22 protein-coding genes are annotated in these 16,705 nt (G+C 62.4%); 10 read left to right on the plus strand and 12 right to left on the minus strand.

Going from position 1 to position 16,705, the window contains the following annotated elements; genetic code table 11:
• Window positions 1–189, minus strand: a 189-nt coding sequence (locus B7L68_RS04885) for a hypothetical protein (protein WP_143615297.1), incomplete at its 3' end; no start/stop codon positions are given.
• A gap of 231 nt (window positions 190–420) precedes the next feature.
• Window positions 421–684 (minus strand): aspartyl protease, encoded by a 264-nt coding sequence (locus B7L68_RS04890; protein WP_238136334.1) that lies wholly within the window; start codon window positions 682–684, stop codon window positions 421–423.
• 32 nt (window positions 685–716) lie between these two features.
• On the opposite strand from B7L68_RS04890, the gene B7L68_RS04895 reads away from it, so the two are divergent.
• A complete protein-coding gene (locus B7L68_RS04895; RefSeq protein WP_162008401.1) occupies window positions 717–2,297 on the plus strand; it encodes a zinc ribbon domain-containing protein in 1,581 nt (526 codons plus the stop codon).
• A gap of 131 nt (window positions 2,298–2,428) precedes the next feature.
• Here the strand turns inward: B7L68_RS04895 and pyrI are convergent, their stop codons facing one another.
• From pyrI to B7L68_RS04910, 3 genes are all read right to left on the minus strand, one after another.
• Window positions 2,429–2,887, minus strand: a complete 459-nt coding sequence (gene pyrI, locus B7L68_RS04900) for an aspartate carbamoyltransferase regulatory subunit (RefSeq protein WP_081246564.1) — start codon at window positions 2,885–2,887, stop codon at window positions 2,429–2,431.
• A gap of 251 nt (window positions 2,888–3,138) precedes the next feature.
• The gene (locus B7L68_RS04905; protein WP_081246565.1) at window positions 3,139–4,299 is read right to left on the minus strand and encodes an MFS transporter; all 1,161 of its coding nucleotides are present in this window, start codon (window positions 4,297–4,299) and stop codon (window positions 3,139–3,141) included.
• Between the two features lie 54 nt (window positions 4,300–4,353).
• Window positions 4,354–4,953, minus strand: a complete 600-nt coding sequence (locus B7L68_RS04910; protein ID WP_081246566.1) for an orotidine 5'-phosphate decarboxylase / HUMPS family protein — start codon at window positions 4,951–4,953, stop codon at window positions 4,354–4,356.
• 39 nt (window positions 4,954–4,992) lie between these two features.
• Between B7L68_RS04910 and pyrB the strand changes: the two genes are divergently transcribed.
• Entirely contained in the window at window positions 4,993–5,907 is a 915-nt protein-coding gene (pyrB, locus tag B7L68_RS04915; protein WP_255408304.1) for an aspartate carbamoyltransferase, read from the plus strand.
• On the opposite strand, the gene B7L68_RS04920 is transcribed toward pyrB, so the two are convergent.
• The gene (locus tag B7L68_RS04920) at window positions 5,888–6,265 is read right to left on the minus strand and encodes a hypothetical protein (RefSeq protein WP_081246567.1); all 378 of its coding nucleotides are present in this window, start codon (window positions 6,263–6,265) and stop codon (window positions 5,888–5,890) included. The two genes, pyrB and B7L68_RS04920, sit on opposite strands and share 20 nt — an antisense overlap.
• Window positions 6,266–6,285: 20 nt before the next feature.
• Window positions 6,286–6,711 (minus strand): hypothetical protein, encoded by a 426-nt coding sequence (locus B7L68_RS04925; RefSeq protein WP_081246568.1) that lies wholly within the window; start codon window positions 6,709–6,711, stop codon window positions 6,286–6,288.
• Between the two features lie 54 nt (window positions 6,712–6,765).
• Here B7L68_RS04925 and B7L68_RS04930 point away from each other — a divergent pair, with 54 nt between their 5' ends.
• Window positions 6,766–7,782 (plus strand): FAD-binding oxidoreductase, encoded by a 1,017-nt coding sequence (locus B7L68_RS04930; protein ID WP_081246569.1) that lies wholly within the window; start codon window positions 6,766–6,768, stop codon window positions 7,780–7,782.
• Here the strand turns inward: B7L68_RS04930 and B7L68_RS04935 are convergent.
• Window positions 7,766–8,038, minus strand: a complete 273-nt coding sequence (locus B7L68_RS04935; RefSeq protein ID WP_081246570.1) for a hypothetical protein — start codon at window positions 8,036–8,038, stop codon at window positions 7,766–7,768. The two genes, B7L68_RS04930 and B7L68_RS04935, sit on opposite strands and share 17 nt — an antisense overlap.
• Before the next feature lie 78 nt (window positions 8,039–8,116).
• Window positions 8,117–8,962 carry a hypothetical protein gene (locus B7L68_RS04940; RefSeq protein ID WP_081246571.1) on the minus strand — a complete coding sequence of 282 codons (846 nt, stop codon included), beginning with the start codon at window positions 8,960–8,962 and terminating at the stop codon, window positions 8,117–8,119.
• A 28-nt stretch (window positions 8,963–8,990) separates the two neighbouring features.
• Here B7L68_RS04940 and B7L68_RS04945 point away from each other — a divergent pair, with 28 nt between their 5' ends.
• Both B7L68_RS04945 and B7L68_RS04950 read left to right on the plus strand, forming a co-directional pair.
• Window positions 8,991–9,368: a hypothetical protein gene (locus B7L68_RS04945; RefSeq protein ID WP_081246572.1), complete on the plus strand. Its 378-nt coding sequence runs from the start codon at window positions 8,991–8,993 to the stop codon at window positions 9,366–9,368.
• 60 nt (window positions 9,369–9,428) lie between these two features.
• Window positions 9,429–10,334 (plus strand): carbamate kinase, encoded by a 906-nt coding sequence (locus tag B7L68_RS04950; protein ID WP_081246573.1) that lies wholly within the window; start codon window positions 9,429–9,431, stop codon window positions 10,332–10,334.
• Here the strand turns inward: B7L68_RS04950 and hisS are convergent.
• Window positions 10,300–11,586: a histidine--tRNA ligase gene (hisS, locus tag B7L68_RS04955; RefSeq protein ID WP_081246574.1), complete on the minus strand. Its 1,287-nt coding sequence runs from the start codon at window positions 11,584–11,586 to the stop codon at window positions 10,300–10,302. The two genes, B7L68_RS04950 and hisS, sit on opposite strands and share 35 nt — an antisense overlap.
• Window positions 11,586–12,638 carry a saccharopine dehydrogenase C-terminal domain-containing protein gene (locus B7L68_RS04960; RefSeq protein ID WP_081246575.1) on the minus strand — a complete coding sequence of 351 codons (1,053 nt, stop codon included), beginning with the start codon at window positions 12,636–12,638 and terminating at the stop codon, window positions 11,586–11,588. The genes hisS and B7L68_RS04960 overlap by 1 nt, the downstream gene beginning before the upstream one ends.
• Window positions 12,639–12,678: 40 nt before the next feature.
• On the opposite strand from B7L68_RS04960, the gene B7L68_RS04965 reads away from it, so the two are divergent.
• From B7L68_RS04965 to B7L68_RS04980, 4 genes are all read left to right on the plus strand, one after another.
• Window positions 12,679–13,260, plus strand: coding sequence for an endonuclease (locus tag B7L68_RS04965; protein WP_081246576.1), 582 nt, complete (start codon window positions 12,679–12,681; stop codon window positions 13,258–13,260).
• 18 nt (window positions 13,261–13,278) lie between these two features.
• Window positions 13,279–14,391 (plus strand): S-methyl-5-thioribose-1-phosphate isomerase, encoded by a 1,113-nt coding sequence (locus tag B7L68_RS04970; protein ID WP_081246577.1) that lies wholly within the window; start codon window positions 13,279–13,281, stop codon window positions 14,389–14,391.
• Between the two features lie 114 nt (window positions 14,392–14,505).
• Window positions 14,506–14,832 carry a hypothetical protein gene (locus B7L68_RS04975; RefSeq protein ID WP_081246578.1) on the plus strand — a complete coding sequence of 109 codons (327 nt, stop codon included), beginning with the start codon at window positions 14,506–14,508 and terminating at the stop codon, window positions 14,830–14,832.
• The gene (locus tag B7L68_RS04980; RefSeq protein WP_081246579.1) at window positions 14,832–15,971 is read left to right on the plus strand and encodes a PUA domain-containing protein; all 1,140 of its coding nucleotides are present in this window, start codon (window positions 14,832–14,834) and stop codon (window positions 15,969–15,971) included. The genes B7L68_RS04975 and B7L68_RS04980 overlap by 1 nt, the downstream gene beginning before the upstream one ends.
• Here the strand turns inward: B7L68_RS04980 and B7L68_RS04985 are convergent.
• The gene (locus tag B7L68_RS04985) at window positions 15,960–16,187 is read right to left on the minus strand and encodes a hypothetical protein (RefSeq protein ID WP_081246580.1); all 228 of its coding nucleotides are present in this window, start codon (window positions 16,185–16,187) and stop codon (window positions 15,960–15,962) included. The two genes, B7L68_RS04980 and B7L68_RS04985, sit on opposite strands and share 12 nt — an antisense overlap.
• Window positions 16,188–16,217: 30 nt before the next feature.
• Between B7L68_RS04985 and B7L68_RS04990 the strand changes: the two genes are divergently transcribed.
• On the plus strand, window positions 16,218–16,705 hold a 488-nt coding region (locus tag B7L68_RS04990), incomplete at its 3' end, for a TIGR00296 family protein (protein WP_081246602.1).

Below are 16,705 nucleotides of genomic sequence, written 5' to 3' on the forward strand. Positions count from 1 at the left end.
TGTTTCGTTGACCACCTCCAGCTCGAAGCTCTGCCCCAGGCCTTTGCTGTACGTCACGGCATATGTCGGGAAGTACTGCACCGTCACGGGCCAGGTGTAGATAAGCCAAGCCAACGCGATCGCCATCATAGAGGCGGCGCCGGCAGCCACATATCTAGCCGGGAACCTCACGGATTTGAACATATCCATACCTATAAGAAGCTTCCCGGTATTTTTTTTTCGTTCGGCAGACAGCAAGATACGGCGGTTGCCTAACGCCGTCGGTTCGGCAAATGCCTAATTCAGAACCTACCGCCCTTGAATATCAGCACTGAGCATTTCCCTGGTAGTAGTTGCCCGCCACTCCTGTGAGGAAAGAACGCTTGGGATGGTCAGAAGCTCACCGCAGTATCGACCCACGTTAGCCGGGATGTTATAGGGCTAATAGAGGAGGAGGGATCTCTCCTTTAGCTTGCCTGTTTCTGGGTCAACCTCAAGTTCAAGTACCTCGAGTGTAGTGACGCCGATAAGCACCTTATCTATGATGTCGGAGATCAGTACCGGGACCACCTCCGACCTGCCTCCAATTTCGATGAGCGCCCTCGACCTATCAACCTCGATGACGCCGGCCCCGGTCTCAACCCTTGACCTGCCGGTTACATGGGCGAAAGCCTCGCCCTTTAGGGCGGGGTGCCGGTTCGTCAAAGTTTTTTGTGGGAGGTGGGCGCATGGAGAACATGGGGAGCGTGAGGAGGGCTGTTGCCGTGGAGATAGAGAGCCCGCCGCCCGAGCTTTCCGCCGTGGAGGAGGCGTACCGCCGCATCGTGGAGGAGGCGGCGGTATACGTCGCAGAGAGGGGGAGGCTGGAGGGGAAGAAGCGCGAAGAGCTGTACCGCCGCTTTAGGGAGCTGTACCCCTTGCCCGCCCAGCTCGTCCAGCAGGCCATGAACCAGGGCGTAGAGGTGGGGAAATCCTTTCTGGAGGCGAGGAGGGACGGCCGAGTCCACAAGCCCCGCCCCGAGGTTCGGCGCGTCGCTATCCGCTTCGCCAAGGACAGCTGGAGCTACCGGAAGACGGCGGCTTCAGCAGCCCCCGTTAGGCTGGCGCTGTCTCTCCCCGGCGGGAGGAGGGAGGTCTGGATAAAGCCCCATAGACGCCTCTGGCTGTATTGGTGGAAGGCGCTGAGGGGAGAGGCTGAGCTGGCGTCCACCCTCATGGTGAAGCGGCGGAGGGGCAGGTGGTATGCGATATTCGCCTTCGACGTACAGCCGAGGGGGGAGCCTCCGGCAGAAGTAGTTACCTTCGACGTAAACGAAAACACGGTCGCAGTCGCCAGGGTGAGCCTCTTGGCCACAGTAGACGCCGTGGCGCGGTGGAATAGGCAATATCTAGATCCAGCCGTATACTCCATAAGGACGGACTTCGGCAGGCTCGCGAAGAGGTACGAGGCGGTTAGAGGCAGAAAGCTTGAGGAGCTTAGGGGAAAATACCCCTTCGCGGGCAGGGACGGTGAAGAAAGGGCGCAGAACGTCGCGGACGCTAGGGAGTTCAGGAGGTTCGCGGGGAGGCTTAGGGAGAGGAGGCGGAAGGAGGGCCGAGTAAAGCAGGTCGCCCGCGAGGTGGCGAGGAGCCCCGCCGTGATAGTGACCGAGGAGCTCGGCAAAAACCCGCAGGAGGGGATGATAGGCGTTGAGGAGAAGGCGAAAAAAGGCGTAAGAAAGAAGGTTGAGAAAGGAGAGCTGAGGCACCGCATCAAGCAGACGCCCTTCAGAAAGATCCTGAGGGCTGTTGAGGACAAGGCGGCGGAGGGTGGCTCGGCGGTTTTCTACGCCTCCAGCTTCAGAAACAGCAAGGCCTGTCCAATCCACTTCGCCAAGCTGGAGGACGGCGGCGATTGGCATACGCTACGCTGTCCGCACGGCCACGCCGTGGATAGAGACGCGGCGGCGGTGTTGAACATGCTGTGGAAAACCACCCCCACGGGGTGGGTGAAGGGCGTGTGGTGGGATCTGAGAGACGTGAAGAGGAGACTGGAGAGGGAGAGAGGGCTCGTGCCGAAAGAGCTCGCTGGGAGGAAGAATCCGCTTGTCCCGTGGCCCGTCGTACGCGCCGTGTGGGCTTCGCTCAGGTCATTGAAGGCCAGCCCCCAGTGGCCCGCGGTGCTGGCCCGGCCGGCCCCACGACCCCCGCCCGAGGGGCCTATGAGGGCGGGGCGAGGGCGCCTCCCCGCGGGGCACCCGCCCTCGGGGAGGAGGTCAGCGACCTTCACCGTAACCCAGACGTGGCCCATTGCGAATAACCAGGCGGCGGTTATTTAAAGGCGATCAGCGGCCGTCTCAGCCAAGGCCGATAGTTGCCGCCCTCGACATCGACTTGAGGAGGGCGTAGAGTCCGGCACCGCTCGCCGTAGTCGCGGCGGGCCGACACGCGGCGGCCGAGGGCCCGGCCGTCACACGAGCTCGTCCAGCGTGTGGTAGCGGCCGCAGTACTCGCAGGCGAACGTGGGCGGGTCACCCCTAACGAGCACGAACGACGTGACCACGCTCTCCCTGTGCTGATTGGTTATGCAGTTGGGGTTTCTGCATTTGAACTTGCCCCTTATGACGGGGGGAGGCCTCACCTTGTACTTCTTCACCACCTCGTAGTTCTTCACGATGTTTATCGTGGCCGTCGGGGCTACCGCCGAGATCACGTCGACCTCGTCGGGCGTCAGCTCTCTGCCCTCTATCTTCACTATGTCCTTGCGCCCCAGCTTCTCCGAGTCCACGTTCATGACGAGCGCGACCCTCAGGCCCTCCCTCCCGGTTATCCCCAGTATCCTCAACACCGCCAGAGCCCGGCCGGCCGGGATGTGATCTATCACCGTGCCGTCCCTGATCTTGCTCACTATGAGCTCCCTGGCGGACACGTGATCTATTCACCCTCCTTAAAAGAATTGTTGCGCGCCGGCCGCGGTGCTCCGAGACCTTGAAGCCGCGCGGATACGCGCAAGTCGCCGCGCATCGGAAACGCGCCAATCCGGCCCCATATCGATTAGCATTCAGGTATTGATACGGTTAGCTGAGACATCATTTAAGTATCTTGAGCCCCCTGAGCGTTCATAGGCAAGTCCTTACCCAATCGACTCGCCCTCCCCTCGGCACAGCACTAGCATACCTCTCATCGCGATCGGCCCTCGCTCCCAACCGCTCTCATTAGCAATAGGCGGACCACCAAGAAGGCCGTGAATGAGCTTGCGGCTGCGAAGTAGTAGGCGTAGGAGTAGTGGAGTTGGTAGAGCAGGCCCATTACCGTGTTGGCTAGGAATATGCCGATACTCCTGCCGAAGGACAGGAGCCCCATCCCCATGCCCATCCTCTCCCTGGGGGCTACCTTAGATATTATTGTTGGCTCGAAGGTCTCGGTGGCGGCCACCGCAACGCCGAGCAGAGAGGCCGCTGGGTATATGCCCGTTACGCCCATCGGCGACAGCAGGGCGAAGCCCAGCGAGGCGAAGACGCCGAGCAGGTAGCCCAGGTATGAAAGGCCCGCGTACTCATTTATCCTAGACTTGCCGAAGACGTAGCCGAAGACCGCCGAGGTGGCTAGGAAGACGCCGTAGGCGACCACCGCTAGGTAATCCTCGTGGGTGAACTCAGCCGTTGTTATCACCGGGAAGCCGAAGCTGTACTGGCTGAAGCCGAAGAAGAACGTCGACACCACGACCAGCCACAACACCCTGCCCAACCCCCTCAGCTCAGTGAATGAGACTGAGCCGGCACTGGAGCCACGCCCGGCGTTGACTAGGGCTATGAGAAGGGTAGACACCACCAGCGGCGCCGCCGTTATTAGGAGCAGGTACTCCACGGGGAACTTCACGAAGAGCAGTATAGCCGCGTATGTTATCGACAATACAGCTCCGGCTATGTCCAGCGCGTGCAGTATGCCGAAGGCCTCATTCCTCTCGCTTGGGTCGGTGACCTCGGTCATCATGGCCCTCCTCGGCGGCGACCTGAAGTTCCTAAACCACCAGCCGACCATGAAGATCAACAGGGCCTGCCACCAATACTTGGCGAAGCCGAGGAACGAGACCGGTATTATCAACGCGTTGCCGAGTATGGCCATCCTCTTCCTGCCAAACCTGTCGCCAGCCAAGCCGCCCAGGAACGCCATTAGGCTTCCGAGCCCATAGTTGATAGCCTCCGCAACCCCGTAAAGCCACATGGGAGCGCCCAGGTATATCACGAAGACCAGCGGGAACATGACCACCGCCGCCTGGTAGCCGAGATCCGCGAAGAAGGCTGAGAAGGATATCTTGAGAACCTCATTAAGGTTCTTCATGGTGCGCCCGGCCGACGTGGATTTTAAATGTCTTGCCTTTATCTATGCAACCTTCTAGATGGAATCGTTGCACGCAGGCTTGAGGCCGCGCCATTCCGAGACCCTGGAGGGATCCTCCAATACGTAGCGGCCCACTATCTCGAAGTCGGCGCCTGCCCTTATCGCGTCCCCGGGCCTTCCGCCCTGCGCCCCTATCCCCGGCGAGATTATCCTCGCTGAGCAACCCAGGGCGCGTCTCGCGGCCGAGACCACTTGCGGCTCGTTGCCCGGCGCCACCGCTCCGCGGAAGCCGGCGACTTGCCCCAGCAACTCCCTCCACAGCCCGTCGTAGCGGGAGCCGGTGGTCATCTTCACCAAGACGTAGAGCCTCTCGTCCTTCTCCAGGCTCGGCAGTAGAAATCCGTGCGCTATGGCGCAGCACGCGCCCGCGGCCGCAATCTTATCCACGACGCGCCTCACTATATAGGGTATGTCGGCCAGCTTCAGATCGACCACGACCGGGCCCAGCCGCGAGACCGCCTTGATGGGGTCCAGGCCGGCCTCGAGGACCAGGTCCCAGCCCACCTTAAAGCCGGCGACCTCGTCCCGCAGAGATTCCGCCACGGCCAGCGCCTTCCTCAAGTCTACGTCGAGGGCGACGACTACCGGGTACATGGAGATGCGGCAACATTTATTTAATTGCATAATCTGCGCGTGTCCTGGCGGGGCAGAGACGTGGTCTCCATGAGGGATTTCTCGAGAGGCGATCTGGAGGTCCTATTCGAGAGGGCGAGGGAGATGGAGAGATACGCCAGGTCCGGCCTCGACGTGCTTAGAGGGAGGGTCATGGCCGTCGCCTTCTTCGAGCCGTCGACGCGGACCCGCCTCAGCTTCGAGACCGCCATGAAGAGGCTCGGCGGCGAGGTCGTCGGCTTCTCCAGCGCCGAGGGGACGAGCGTCGAGAAGGGCGAGACCTTCTCCGACACCATAAGGATGCTGGACGCATACGCCGACGTGATAGTCGTCAGGCACAGGCTGGAGGGGGCCGCGCGGCTCGCCGCGGAGATAGCCCAGTCGCCCGTCGTGAACGCCGGCGACGGATCCTTCAACCACCCGACGCAGGCCATGCTGGATCTCTACACCATCTGGAGGGAGAAGGGCAGGATCGACGGGCTCAAGATCGGCATCATGGGCGATCTGAAGTACGCGAGGACCGTCAACTCGCTCCTCGAGGGGCTTTCCCTGTTCGACGTCGAGATAGCCTTGATCTCGCCGGAGTTCTTAAGGCCGAGGCAGGAGACCTTGGACTACGTGCAGTCGAGGGGCCTGCGCCTGAGGGCCTACACGAGGCTTGAGGAGGCGTTGGGCGAGCTCGACGTGCTCTACGTAGTGAGGATCCAGAAGGAGCGCTTCCTCGACCCGCTCGAGTTCGAGCGCGTGAAGGGCAGCTACAAGCTGACGGCCGAATCGCTGAGGGGGGCCAAGGACGACCTCATCGTCCTGCATCCGTTGCCCAGAGTCGACGAGCTGGACGCGTCCGTGGACAGGACGAGGCACGCCGCCTATTTCAGACAGGCGGCGTACGGCGTGCCGCTGAGGATGGCGCTCCTCAGCCTCGTGCTCTCCTGAAGTGCCGTTTATACAGATAGCCGGCCACCCAACGGCCTCTTTTGGTCAGATCGTAGTATATGCCTGAGCCCTTGCGGTCCGGGTTCCTTCTCTTTACTTTAAGCCACGGCTTTATTGACGAAGTGACGAGGCCCTTGAGGCTGCCCCTGTACCTCTCCAGCAGACCCATTTCCTCCAGCCTCCTGCAGGCCTCCTCCACTTCCCCCTCGGGCGCCACAGGGGCCCAGCCGGCCGCGCCCAGAAGACGCCGCGCCATCAGCCAGGGCGTGTCGGGGCCGTAGGCGTATATATGTACCAGGATCTTCCTCTCCAGCTCGGTTAGGCCCTCGGCCGTCTTCTCTATCTCGGCCTGATCCACGACTCCGCGTCGGGAGCCGCTTAAAAGCTTGCAACGACGACTCTGTAGACCCCGCCTCCCTTGGCTATCAGGATGGGGGCGCTGCACCGGATCTCCAGCGCCCTTCTAACCGCGTCGTAGTCCCGCGTCAAGACCGCGCAGCCCTCCGCGCAGGCGAGCTCCACGGCCAGCTCCTCGGCTGGCTTCCTCTCAGAGAGGCGGCAGTCCAGGCCGTAGCGCCCGCAGAGGTCGAGGTAGCGCCTGGCTCTGCCCAGATGCGTCTCGTGCCAGGCGTCTAACACGAAGATGGCGCGTATCCCGGCCTCGGCGAACCCGCTGAAGAGCTCCTCGGGCCTCGAGAGCGAGGCGGCCACCGAGAACGCGTCCACCACGACGCAGCTGTGCCGAGCCAGCGCGTCGGGCTCGAGCTCAACGTCCAGGGAGCCCCACCGCTTCCTCACCCTCACGCCTGCGGCGGCCTGCGCGGTTAAAATATTTATGGGGCCCCTGCCCCGCCGGCCGTGAGGGTGGTCGTGGTGGGAGGCGGGATAGCGGGCGTCTTCACCGCCTACTTCCTGCGGAAGCTAGGAGCCGAGGTGGTGGGGTTCGGCGGCCGTATGGAGTACCCATTGACGTCGCTCGTGTTGACGCTCTCCATGCCGGACGGCGAGGATATAGAGATGGCGAGGGAGAGCCTGGCCGTCTATAGGGAGCTCGCGTCCGTGAGGCCGATCACGTCGGTGGACATAATGCCGGCGACGGCCGACCTGGGGAGCTTGAGGCGCGCCGGCGTCAAGTACGACGTCGTCGATAGGTATGGAGGCCTCCTGCTGGCGCGGGACGAGGTGGCCGTGATAACCACAGACTATTTGATACCTGTGCGCAGAGTGGTGGCGAAGCTCAGGAGAGAGCTCGGCTTTTCCGCCGAGAAGGCCAGGCTGGCGCGCGAGGGGCGCACGGCGTACGTCGTAGCCGACGGGAGGAGCGTCAAGGCCGATGCGGTGGTTCTGGCCGCCGGCGCCAGCAATAGGGAGCTGGCGTCGCGGATAGGGGTTGAGCTTCCGTTCAGGCCCTATTCCTGCTACGCAGCGATCCTCCTGGTGCCCAGCTGGCTGAGAGGTTTGAGCATAGGCGACTACGTGATGTCTTGGTACGGCAGGCCGGGCCCATGGCCGTTCTACATAGCCGGCGATGGATGCGGCGAGGCCCACACGCCCCCTCCCAGGGGCTATGCGGCGAGAATAGCCAGAATGATCTCCCGGAGAGCCGGCTGGGCCGTCCCTCTATACGCCAAGGCGGGTCTCTGCGAGGGCTCGCCGACGGGCGGCCCCCTTGCGGGCAAGGTCGGAGGGCTGGAGAACCTCTACGCGGTGGGCGGGCTCGACGGCTACGGCAGCATGGTGGGCCCCGCGGTCGCCAGGAGGCTGGCCGAGGCGGTAGTCGGAGGGCGGGCCGAATCCCTGCCCGACTTGTCCGAGATCCCGGAGTTCGGCCCCTGCGTGGAGCGCCACGACTGGAGCTTCAGCCTACGACGATAGTGAGGTTGTCGAGGGATCCGTTCAGCCGCTGGATCAGCCCAGTGCAGGTGTTGTAGATGCCTGTGGAGTTTATCGCGAGCTGGCAGGGCGGAGCTATGGTGACAGCCGCAGAGCTACCCTGGCCGTACACGACCGCGCTGATCGGCGAGCGGGGGGCTGAGGGACCGGACGTCGTGAGGACCGCGGCCAGCCCTATCGCCAGCCCCAGTATGAACATGGAGACGGCCAGTAGGGTTGTCGAGAAGGGCTCCTCCATGGCCTTGAGAACTGTGGATTTAAATAAAGGTTTCATATCCGGCGATGGGGAGAAACCGGACGTGCGAGCGATGAGCTGCTAACGACGGGCCGACGCAAGGGATATCAGATACAGTAGCTTCGCGCCGGCTCTAAAGCCGCCCGCTATGGGCTCGAGCAACCCCCACTTGACCAAATAGCCGAGCTGGCCAGGCCCCATGCCTAGATCGAGGACGGTTCTATACGCGAGGAAGCCCAGCTCGGCTATCTCCTCGAGGCCCTCCCGCCGCACCCCAAGCGCCTCGGCCACCCTCTCGGCCGCCCTCCAGTACTCCACATCGTTCCAACGGCCGCCGGACGGCTTCTTGACGACCGGCGTGTACTCCTCGCCGCCTGGGCCCACGTTGCCCTTGAAGGCGCCCACCAGACGCCGCCTCACGTGGCCCGGCACGGAGTCGGTGAGGTAGATCCGGCCGGGCGCCTCGACGGGCCTGGGCACGATGGCTTGCAGGTCGACGCCTAGGCGCACGGCGAGGTCCATCGTCTCGAAAAGCCCCGAGAGGTCCCAGCGGAAGTCCACTGCGGCCGAGGCCGGCGAGTTGCTCAACGCGGCTATGGCCGCTACGGCGGGCGTCGGGTAGGCGGATATACAGCCCGTCGCGGCGCCTCTGTACGGCAGCATGAACGCCAAGTGGGACCTCTCTAGAGGCAGTTGGCCGAGGAGCAACACGGGGTCCATCTCGGCGAGGCCCAGGACCCTTTGGTCCACTAGATATTGGGCCACATCGACGCCGAGGGCGGCGCGCACGGCCTTGGCGAAGAGCTCCAGGGAGGGCGATGAGAGCTTGAGGGGAGGCGGCTGCCCCCCGCATAGAGGCGACACCACCACCTCGACGTCTCTTGCCAACACTATATCGGCGCCCCTGTCGATGACTATGGACAACACGACTTAAATAACGCCTTTATTATAGCTTATGAGCTTGGCCGGCGTCCGGTTTGACTATATCCACGCCGAGAGGGTAGCCTCGCCGCCGCCCAATACCCCCCTCCAGATCCAGATGAACTACCAGATAGAGGCCGATAGGGCCGTGAGGAGAGGGGGCGTCCTGGAGCTGCCCTTCGCGCTGGCGCTGACCACAAACCCCAGCGCGGTTACCCTCACGATACGGGGCATCGCGGTGGTGCAGGGCGAGGTGGATCTGGGCAATCTGCCTCCCCACGTGGCCGTCCCCCTGATGCAGATGGCCATGTTCGAGGCGTCGCTGATATTGAGGGAGCTGGGGATGCCTCCCCTCGTCTATATTCAGCAGGGAGGCGGCTCCCAACAGCAGCAACAAACCCGCTATTTCTAAATACATCTATATTATCTCTATATATAGTAAACCTTATTTCCCCGTAGGTATTTTTACAGGGTGCTCGTCGTCGTGGCCCTAGGGGGAAACGCCTTCGCGAGGCCCGGAGGGCCCATGGACCAGGAGGAGCACGTCAAGAACATCAAAATAGCGGCGCGTGTGGTGGCCAAGATAGCTGAGGAGGACGGGGCGCAGGTGGTCGTAACGCACGGCAACGGCCCCCAGGTCGGCCTCCTCGACGAGCTACAGCTCCTGGCCGAACGGCGATATTTCAGGCTGGACGCCCTGGTGGCGGCGACCCAGGGGCTTCTGGGATATCTCCTCGTCGAGTCCATAGACGAGGTGCTGGGCCCCGGCAGGGCGGTCGCGGTGGTCACCAGGACGCTGGTGGACGAGGGGGATCGGGCCTTCGAGAACCCCACGAAGTTCGTCGGGCCTGTGTACGCCAGGGAGGACGCCGAGAGGCTGGCGGCCAAATACGGCTGGGCGGTGAGGGAGGACGTGGGGCGGGGCTGGAGGCGCGTCGTGCCTTCGCCGGAGCCCGCCGCAGTGGTGGAGGCCGAGGCCATAAAGGCCCTTTTGGACAGGGGGCTGATCGTGGTGGCCCTGGGGGGCGGCGGCGTGCCCGTCTCCAGGCGCGGCGGCGTCGAGGCCGTTGTCGACAAGGATCTCGCAAGCCAGGTGCTGGCCAACGCGCTCGGCGCCGAGGCGCTCGTCATACTCACCGACGTGGACGGCGTCTACGTGGATTTCAACACGCCGAGACGGCGAAGGCTCGAGAGGATAAACGCAGAGGAGCTGGAGAGGCTATACAGAGAGGGGCAGTTCCCCGAGGGGTCCATGGGGCCTAAGGTCCTCGCCGCATTGAAATTCGTAAGGAACGGGGGGAAGTGGGCGGCGATAGGCGCGCTTGAGGACGGCCATGAGGTCTTCAAGGGGCGTAGGGGGACGCTAATCCTCCCCTAACTCTGTCGAGCTCCACCTCGAGCTCGACGCGTTTGCGCATATCGCGTATCCTCACGACCCCCTTCTCCAGCTCCTTTCTCCCTATTATCACGAAGTACGCCACGCCCGTCTTCGCGGCGCGCTCCAACGCCTCCCTCAACGTGAGCTCTCCGAGGTCCACGGCGACGGAGGCCCCCTTATCCCTCAACGCCTCAGCCACCTCCACGGCCGTCTTGAACGCGTCCTCCGTCACCGGATATATGTAGTAGTCGAGCGGGCGCTCGGCCCGGATTATGCCGGCCGCCTCCATGAGCCTCTCGACGCCTATGGCGAAGCCGAGGGCTGGGGTCTTGACGCCGCTGTATAGCTCTATCAAGTTGTCGTACCGGCCTCCTCCGCCCACGGCGAGTCTGTACTCGCCCGCGTAGGCCTCGAAGACCAGGCCTGTGTAGTAGTCCAGGCCCCTAACTATGGAGAGATCGACCTCGAATCTGCCCAACACCCCGTAGGCGTCCAGGGCTTTGACGATGCGGCTGTACCTCTCGCCGAGATCCCTATCGTATTTGCTGAAGAAGTCGGGGGCCTCGGAGCCGGGCCTCCGCTCGGAGATCAACGCCATGAGGGCCTCGGCGGTGGCTCCGTCCAGCCCGGCCCTCCTCAACATCTCCAGGATCTCGCCGTCGGGCACCTTCCCCCTCTTGTCCAACGCCCTGAGGACCTCCTCGCGGGATCCCCCGACCCCGAGCGACGCGAGCATTCTGTCCATCGCCGCGCGGTCGTTGAGCTTTATCACGTAGTCGCGCACGCCCACGGCCTCCAGGGATTTGGCCATCAAGGCCAAGACCTCGGCGTCGGCCCTCGGGCTGTCCGAGCCCACCAGCTCCACGCCGAACTGGTGGAACTCCCTGTAGCGCCCGTGCTGGGGCTCGTCGTAGCGCCACACCTTCGTGAAATAATACCAGCGGACCGGCTTGGGCTCGTCCAACCTGTACGACAGCACGCGGGCCACCGGCACCGTCATGTCGAAACGCAGGCCGAGCTCGCGGCCGGCCTTATCTCTGAAGTAGTATATCTCGTCCACTATCTCGCGGCCGGCCTTCCTCGCAAGGACCTCGAAGTGCTCCACTGCGGGCGTCTCTATGCGCCTATAGCCGAAGGCCTCAGCGACTTTCGACAGGCCCTCCTCCACCTTTTTCAGGGCGTAGTACTGCTCTGGCGTTATGTCGCGCATCCCGCGCACTGGCCTCCTCAGCTGGTCCTCCAGGCCGGGCATTACAGGACCGACCTAGTCACCTTCTCCACGTTTATGCCTATCCCGTTTTGCTTCAAGTAGGCGAGGACTCTGGGCATCAGCTTGTTGCTCAGACCGATCGCCTCGGGCGGCGTCGCGCCGGGGTCCAGGTCCTTAATCGCCGTAATCAACGAGGCCGCGGTCAAGCCGGTCGCCCTCTGCATGGCGGACCACTCCCCTGAGGGCTCGACGACGACCTCGTAGGTTATTCTCTCGTCCGGGCTCTCGCCGGCCACCTTCATGTAGACCACGTCGGGCACCTGGAACCTCAGGCGGCTTAAGAGCGCGGCGAGCACCTGCCTAGGCCTCACGCCCTCCACCGCCTCGTCCGACATGAGGCCCAGGTCCCTCAAAAGCCTTACCCGCTCCACGTGGCCGGGCCACCTCAGAGTCTTCTCGAACATGTTGGGGACCTTGGACGTCTTCAGCAAGGTCCTCAAGCCGTCTGTGTAGAACGCCTCCATCTTGCCCAGCGGCGTGTCCACCAGCTCGACGTCGGACAGAGGATCTACCGACTCCACCCTGCCCCTCCGCACTATCCGCGCGGGCCTTGTGTACTCCTCTATCAGGTCGTAGGGGCTCCAGGTTATGGAGTAGCCCAGAGGGCCCACGGGAGTTCTCGGGACGCCTCCCACGTAGATCTTGATCTCCTCGAGCCTGGGGATCTCGGAGATCAGGCGGCCCACCAGCATGTTGGATAGGCCGGGAGCCACGCCGGCGTCGGGTATATAGCGTGCCCCGGACCTCTTGGCCACGTCGTGTAGCGACAAGGCGTCTTCAGGCATGTAGGACACGTCTATTAGATCCACCCCGCGCTCCAAGACGCGTTCAGCAGCCTTATACGCGGCGGGGCCAGGCAACGCGCCTACGGCCAGATCCGCCGACTTCACGTCCACCGACTCCACGTCGCCCTTGACCATCCCCGGGCAGTCGCCGCCCCTCACGTCCACCGAGACCACCTCGTGGCCCCTCTCGTGTAGGTGGCGGGCGATAAACCTCCCTATGTTGCCGCAGCCCAACACCAAGACTCTCATCGAAGTCGGTGAACTAGTAATTTAAAATATTTCATGTTGCATGGGGATCAAATTCGAGACCTTCGTCTTAGACGTCCTTCCGGCGCTAGGCCTCACCCCCCTGGCCCATAGGCACAAGATCTTGAGAGACGGCGTCGAGCTCGGCGAGGTCGACGTGCTGGCGGAGGACGCGGCGGGGAGGCGATATGCCGTCGAGATAAAGGCGGGCAAAGTGGATGTATCCGGGATAAGACAGGCCTATATAAACGCCAAGTTGCTCGACGCCAAGCCCATGGTGGTCTGCAGAGGCTACTCAGACGAGTCGGCCCGAAAGCTGGCCGAGGAGCTCGGCGTCGAGGTGGTGACTCTGCCCGACTACGTGTTCCTCTCCATAGACGAGCTCGTCGGCGCGTTGACCTCGGCGTTTGTGCGCGCGGCGGCATATATGCTGACCGCGCTGGCCGAGATGGGCGACGACGTCGCCGAGGCTCTGGCCCAATGTCCCGACTACGCCTGTTTTTGCTCCAAGGTCGACAAATGCGACGAGGTCTTGAGGGAGCTGGGGAGGAGGCTGCCTCTGTCCTACGACGCCTTGAGGCACCTCGCCTCGATAAAGCTGTCCCTCAAAAACATGCATAAATAGTGCTTGGGGCGATCCTCCATGAACGTAGAAGACCTGGTCAAGGAGATAAAGGCCAACTATCGGCCTAAGCTAAAGGTGCTAGAGTGGAGGGGAGATAGGCTGGTTCTCCTAGACCAGAGACTGCTTCCCTTCGAGACCAGATATCTGGAGCTGAGGACCGTCGACGCGGTCGCCGACGCCATAAGGGATATGGCCGTCCGCGGGGCGCCGGCCATAGGGATAACCGCCGCCTACGGCATGGCCCTGGCGCTCTTCGAGCGCGAGGTCGCCGACCTCGACGGCGCCTTGAAGGCGCTGGAGCTCGCCAGAGACAAGCTGTCCAGGACCAGGCCGACGGCCCAGAACCTCTTCTGGGCGTTGAACAGAATGTACGGAAGGGCCCGGGCGTTGGTCGAGGAGGGGGCCGTCAAGAGCCCGAGGGAGCTTAGGGAGGGGCTCGTCGCCGAGGCCGACAAGATATTCGACGAGGAGCTGGACGCAGAGGTCAGGATAGGGGCGTACGGCGTCCAGTTGATACAGCCGGGAGACTGGGTCTTGACCCAGTGCAACGCGGGCAGTCTGGCCACGGGGGCTCTCGGCACGGCGACCGCCCCTATATATATAGCCAAATATCTAGGCATAGACGTGTCCGTCATAGCGCCGGAGACGCGGCCGTGGCAACAGGGCGCGAGGCTGACCGCGTATGAGCTCAGAGAGAACGGCGTCAGGGTCAAGCTCATAGCCGACACGGCCGTGGGGCTCGTCTTGAGGAGGGGGCTCGTGAACTTGGCCATAGTGGGGGCCGACAGGGTACTCGCCGACGGAACTGTATACAACAAGATCGGCACGCTCAACGAGGCTGTGCTCGCCCACGAGTTCGGCGTGCCTTTCTACGTGGCCGCGCCCACCAGCACCTTCGACCTGGAGCACAAGCCGGGGGAGGTCCGCATAGAGGAGCGGGACCCCGACGAGGTCAGGACGGTCAGGACGGCCCACGGCAAGACGTACATCACCATGGCCGACGTCGACGTCTACAACCCCGTCTTCGACGAGACTCCGCCCAGATATATAACGGCCATAATAACCGAGGTCGGCCTATTGACGCAGCCCCTGGATAGAAACATAAGGAGATTCGTGGCCCAGAGGCCTTAGGCAGAAGCCTACATCGTGTACGTCTCTTGTCCGGATAGGCTTTTAAAGGCAGGGCCTTTATGGGTTTTAGATGTATATAAAGAAAAGCTTAAAAATAAGCCCGAGACGGGACATATGGACTTGGACTATTTGGAGCGTAAACTTGTCGATGCTCTAGTGTCTCTAATACGAAGCTCTAGGGGGAGGGTGGTGAGCATAAGGGCGGCCTCTCTGGCCAAGATGACCGGGTACGGCTCAGACCATAGGGCCATACTTCGGGCCGCCAGGCTTCTGAAAAGGCTGTCGAGACGGAACCTGGTGAGGGCAAACACGGAGGGGCTGGGCAAGAACAGGAGCTATAGGTACGTGTTGGACGAGAGCTCGGAGCTCTGGCGCCTTGTCAGGTCGAACCCCACGGTTAAAGCCAAGGAGCTTCTCGCCCAGATCATTAAAAACTCTTAATGTGGATAGATTTTGAAGGAATAAAGATAGATAAAGAACTATATAATGAATTTCTTCAGTATTTAAGCGATAAAGAAATAGAGGAAATATTTCTTGCGATCAAGAGGCCTCCCTATAGGTATTACATAAGGGTCAACACCGCCAGGATAGCGGCGGAGGAACTCGCCGAGAGGCTCTCGAGGAGGTTTCCCGTATACCGCGACGAGTACCTGGAGGAGGCCCTGTGGATTCCCGTCAGGGGGCCCTTCGAAGTGCCTTCGGCCGCGAGGGCCGTGGTGGCGGAGAAGCGGGCCGCGGAGAGCGTCTACGTGGGCAGCGATCTCTACGCGCCCGGCGTCCTCAAGGCGCCTGGCGTGAAGAAAGGCGACGAGGTGAACGTGGTGAGCCCCGACGGGCAGATCGTGGCGTACGGCGTAGCCGAGATGGACGGATTCGACATGGTGAAATACAGGCGGGGGCTCGCCGTGAGGACCCTCAGAAGCGTCTACGAGGCCCCCAAGCTCAGAGGGCTGGAGGAGTTCGCCATGGGGTATTTCTACGACCAGAGCATGCCGGCGATGTGGGCGGGGAGGCTGGCCGCCGCGTTGGGGGCCAGGAGGGCCGTGGACTTGAACGCGTCGCCCGGCGGGAAGACGACCCACATGGCCCAGCTGTCCATCCACGTGATAGCGTTCGACAGATCGAGGCCCAAGGCGGAGCGCATACTGGAGAACGCCAGGAGGCTGGGCCTGGAGCACCTCATAGACGTGCTGATTCACGACAGCAGATACATCGACAGGGACTACCCGCTTCTGAAGGGCGACGTGGCGCTCGTCGATCCACCGTGCAGCGATCTCGGAGTAAGGCCGAAGCTCAGCCATGCCGTGTCCATGAAGGACGTCCAGACTTTGGCGCGCTACCAGAGGCAGTTCATCGCCACAGCGGCCAGGCTGGCCAGGTACGTGATATACTCCACGTGCACGCTCACGTTCCTAGAGAACGAGGGGAACGTCCTATGGGCCTCGGAGGAGCTGGGGCTGAGGGCCATGCCGATATACGTGCCGAGGACCGTGGAGGGCTGGCGCTGCGCCAACTGCAGACGCTTTATGCCGAACGCGTTCGACGCGCCCGGCTTCTTCTTGGCAGCCCTAGGCCAGTGACTTCAAGGTCCTCGAGATGTGCTCGTCGCATATCTTCCTGTATTTACAGTATATACACGCGATGGGGTTCTCGCCCTTGAGCCTTCTTTGGACCAATCTACAAATCTCCTTGACGTAATATTGGGGGAAGCAGTCGTCGCAGACGAAGATGCTGCCGCGTATATAGGCTATCCTTGCCGCATTGACGTCGCGCCCGCAGACGGCGCATCGGGGCATGAATATATTTTTGGAGGCTATTTTAAGGACGTGTCGTTCCGGCCCTATTCCCTGGAGGAGGGGGCCTTCCTGGTCAGACTGGCCAGAAGGGCCGTCGAGGAGTATCTGACGCGCGGAGCGATAATAGAGCCGCCGGCGGATACGCCCCAGAGGCTGTTGAGGGATCCCTACGGCGTCTTTACCACCATAGAGAAGCTCGCCGGCGGCAAGCTGGAGCTCAGGGGCTGCATCGGCTACCCCGAGGGCTATAGGAACGTGGCGTACGCCACCATATACAGCGCCATAGCCGCGTGCTGTCAAGACCCCCGATTCCCCGCAATGACCAGCGACGAGCTCGACGAGGCGGTGTTCGAGGTATCTGTGCTGAGCCCCTTGAGGCAGTTGCCCCAGAACCCCAAGGACTACCTAAAGGCCGTCGAGGTGGGCCGGCACGGAATAGTGGTGAGGAGGGGGTTCTACTCCGGGCTCCTCCTCCCCCAGGTGCCCGTAGAGGAGTGCTGGGACTCCGAGGAGTTCCT

Source organism: Thermoproteus sp. CP80, from assembly GCF_002077075.2.
Classification (GTDB): Archaea; Thermoproteota; Thermoprotei; order Thermoproteales; family Thermoproteaceae; genus Thermoproteus.

Excerpts from the sequence above, each read along its gene's own strand:
- B7L68_RS04895 (WP_162008401.1), top strand. The coding sequence starts at position 717 with ATGGGGAGCGTGAGGAGGGCTGTTGCCGTGGAGATAGAGAGCCCGCCG.
- B7L68_RS04905 (WP_081246565.1), bottom strand. The coding sequence starts at position 4,299 with ATGAAGAACCTTAATGAGGTTCTCAAGATATCCTTCTCAGCCTTCTTC.
- B7L68_RS04910 (WP_081246566.1), bottom strand. The coding sequence starts at position 4,953 with ATGTACCCGGTAGTCGTCGCCCTCGACGTAGACTTGAGGAAGGCGCTG.
- B7L68_RS04935 (WP_081246570.1), bottom strand. The coding sequence starts at position 8,038 with ATGGAGGAGCCCTTCTCGACAACCCTACTGGCCGTCTCCATGTTCATA.
- B7L68_RS04945 (WP_081246572.1), top strand. The coding sequence starts at position 8,991 with ATGAGCTTGGCCGGCGTCCGGTTTGACTATATCCACGCCGAGAGGGTA.
- hisS (WP_081246574.1), bottom strand. The coding sequence starts at position 11,586 with ATGCCCGGCCTGGAGGACCAGCTGAGGAGGCCAGTGCGCGGGATGCGC.
- B7L68_RS04960 (WP_081246575.1), bottom strand. The coding sequence starts at position 12,638 with ATGAGAGTCTTGGTGTTGGGCTGCGGCAACATAGGGAGGTTTATCGCC.
- B7L68_RS04965 (WP_081246576.1), top strand. The coding sequence starts at position 12,679 with ATGGGGATCAAATTCGAGACCTTCGTCTTAGACGTCCTTCCGGCGCTA.
- B7L68_RS04970 (WP_081246577.1), top strand. The coding sequence starts at position 13,279 with ATGAACGTAGAAGACCTGGTCAAGGAGATAAAGGCCAACTATCGGCCT.
- B7L68_RS04975 (WP_081246578.1), top strand. The coding sequence starts at position 14,506 with ATGGACTTGGACTATTTGGAGCGTAAACTTGTCGATGCTCTAGTGTCT.
- B7L68_RS04980 (WP_081246579.1), top strand. The coding sequence starts at position 14,832 with ATGTGGATAGATTTTGAAGGAATAAAGATAGATAAAGAACTATATAAT.
- B7L68_RS04985 (WP_081246580.1), bottom strand. The coding sequence starts at position 16,187 with ATGCCCCGATGCGCCGTCTGCGGGCGCGACGTCAATGCGGCAAGGATA.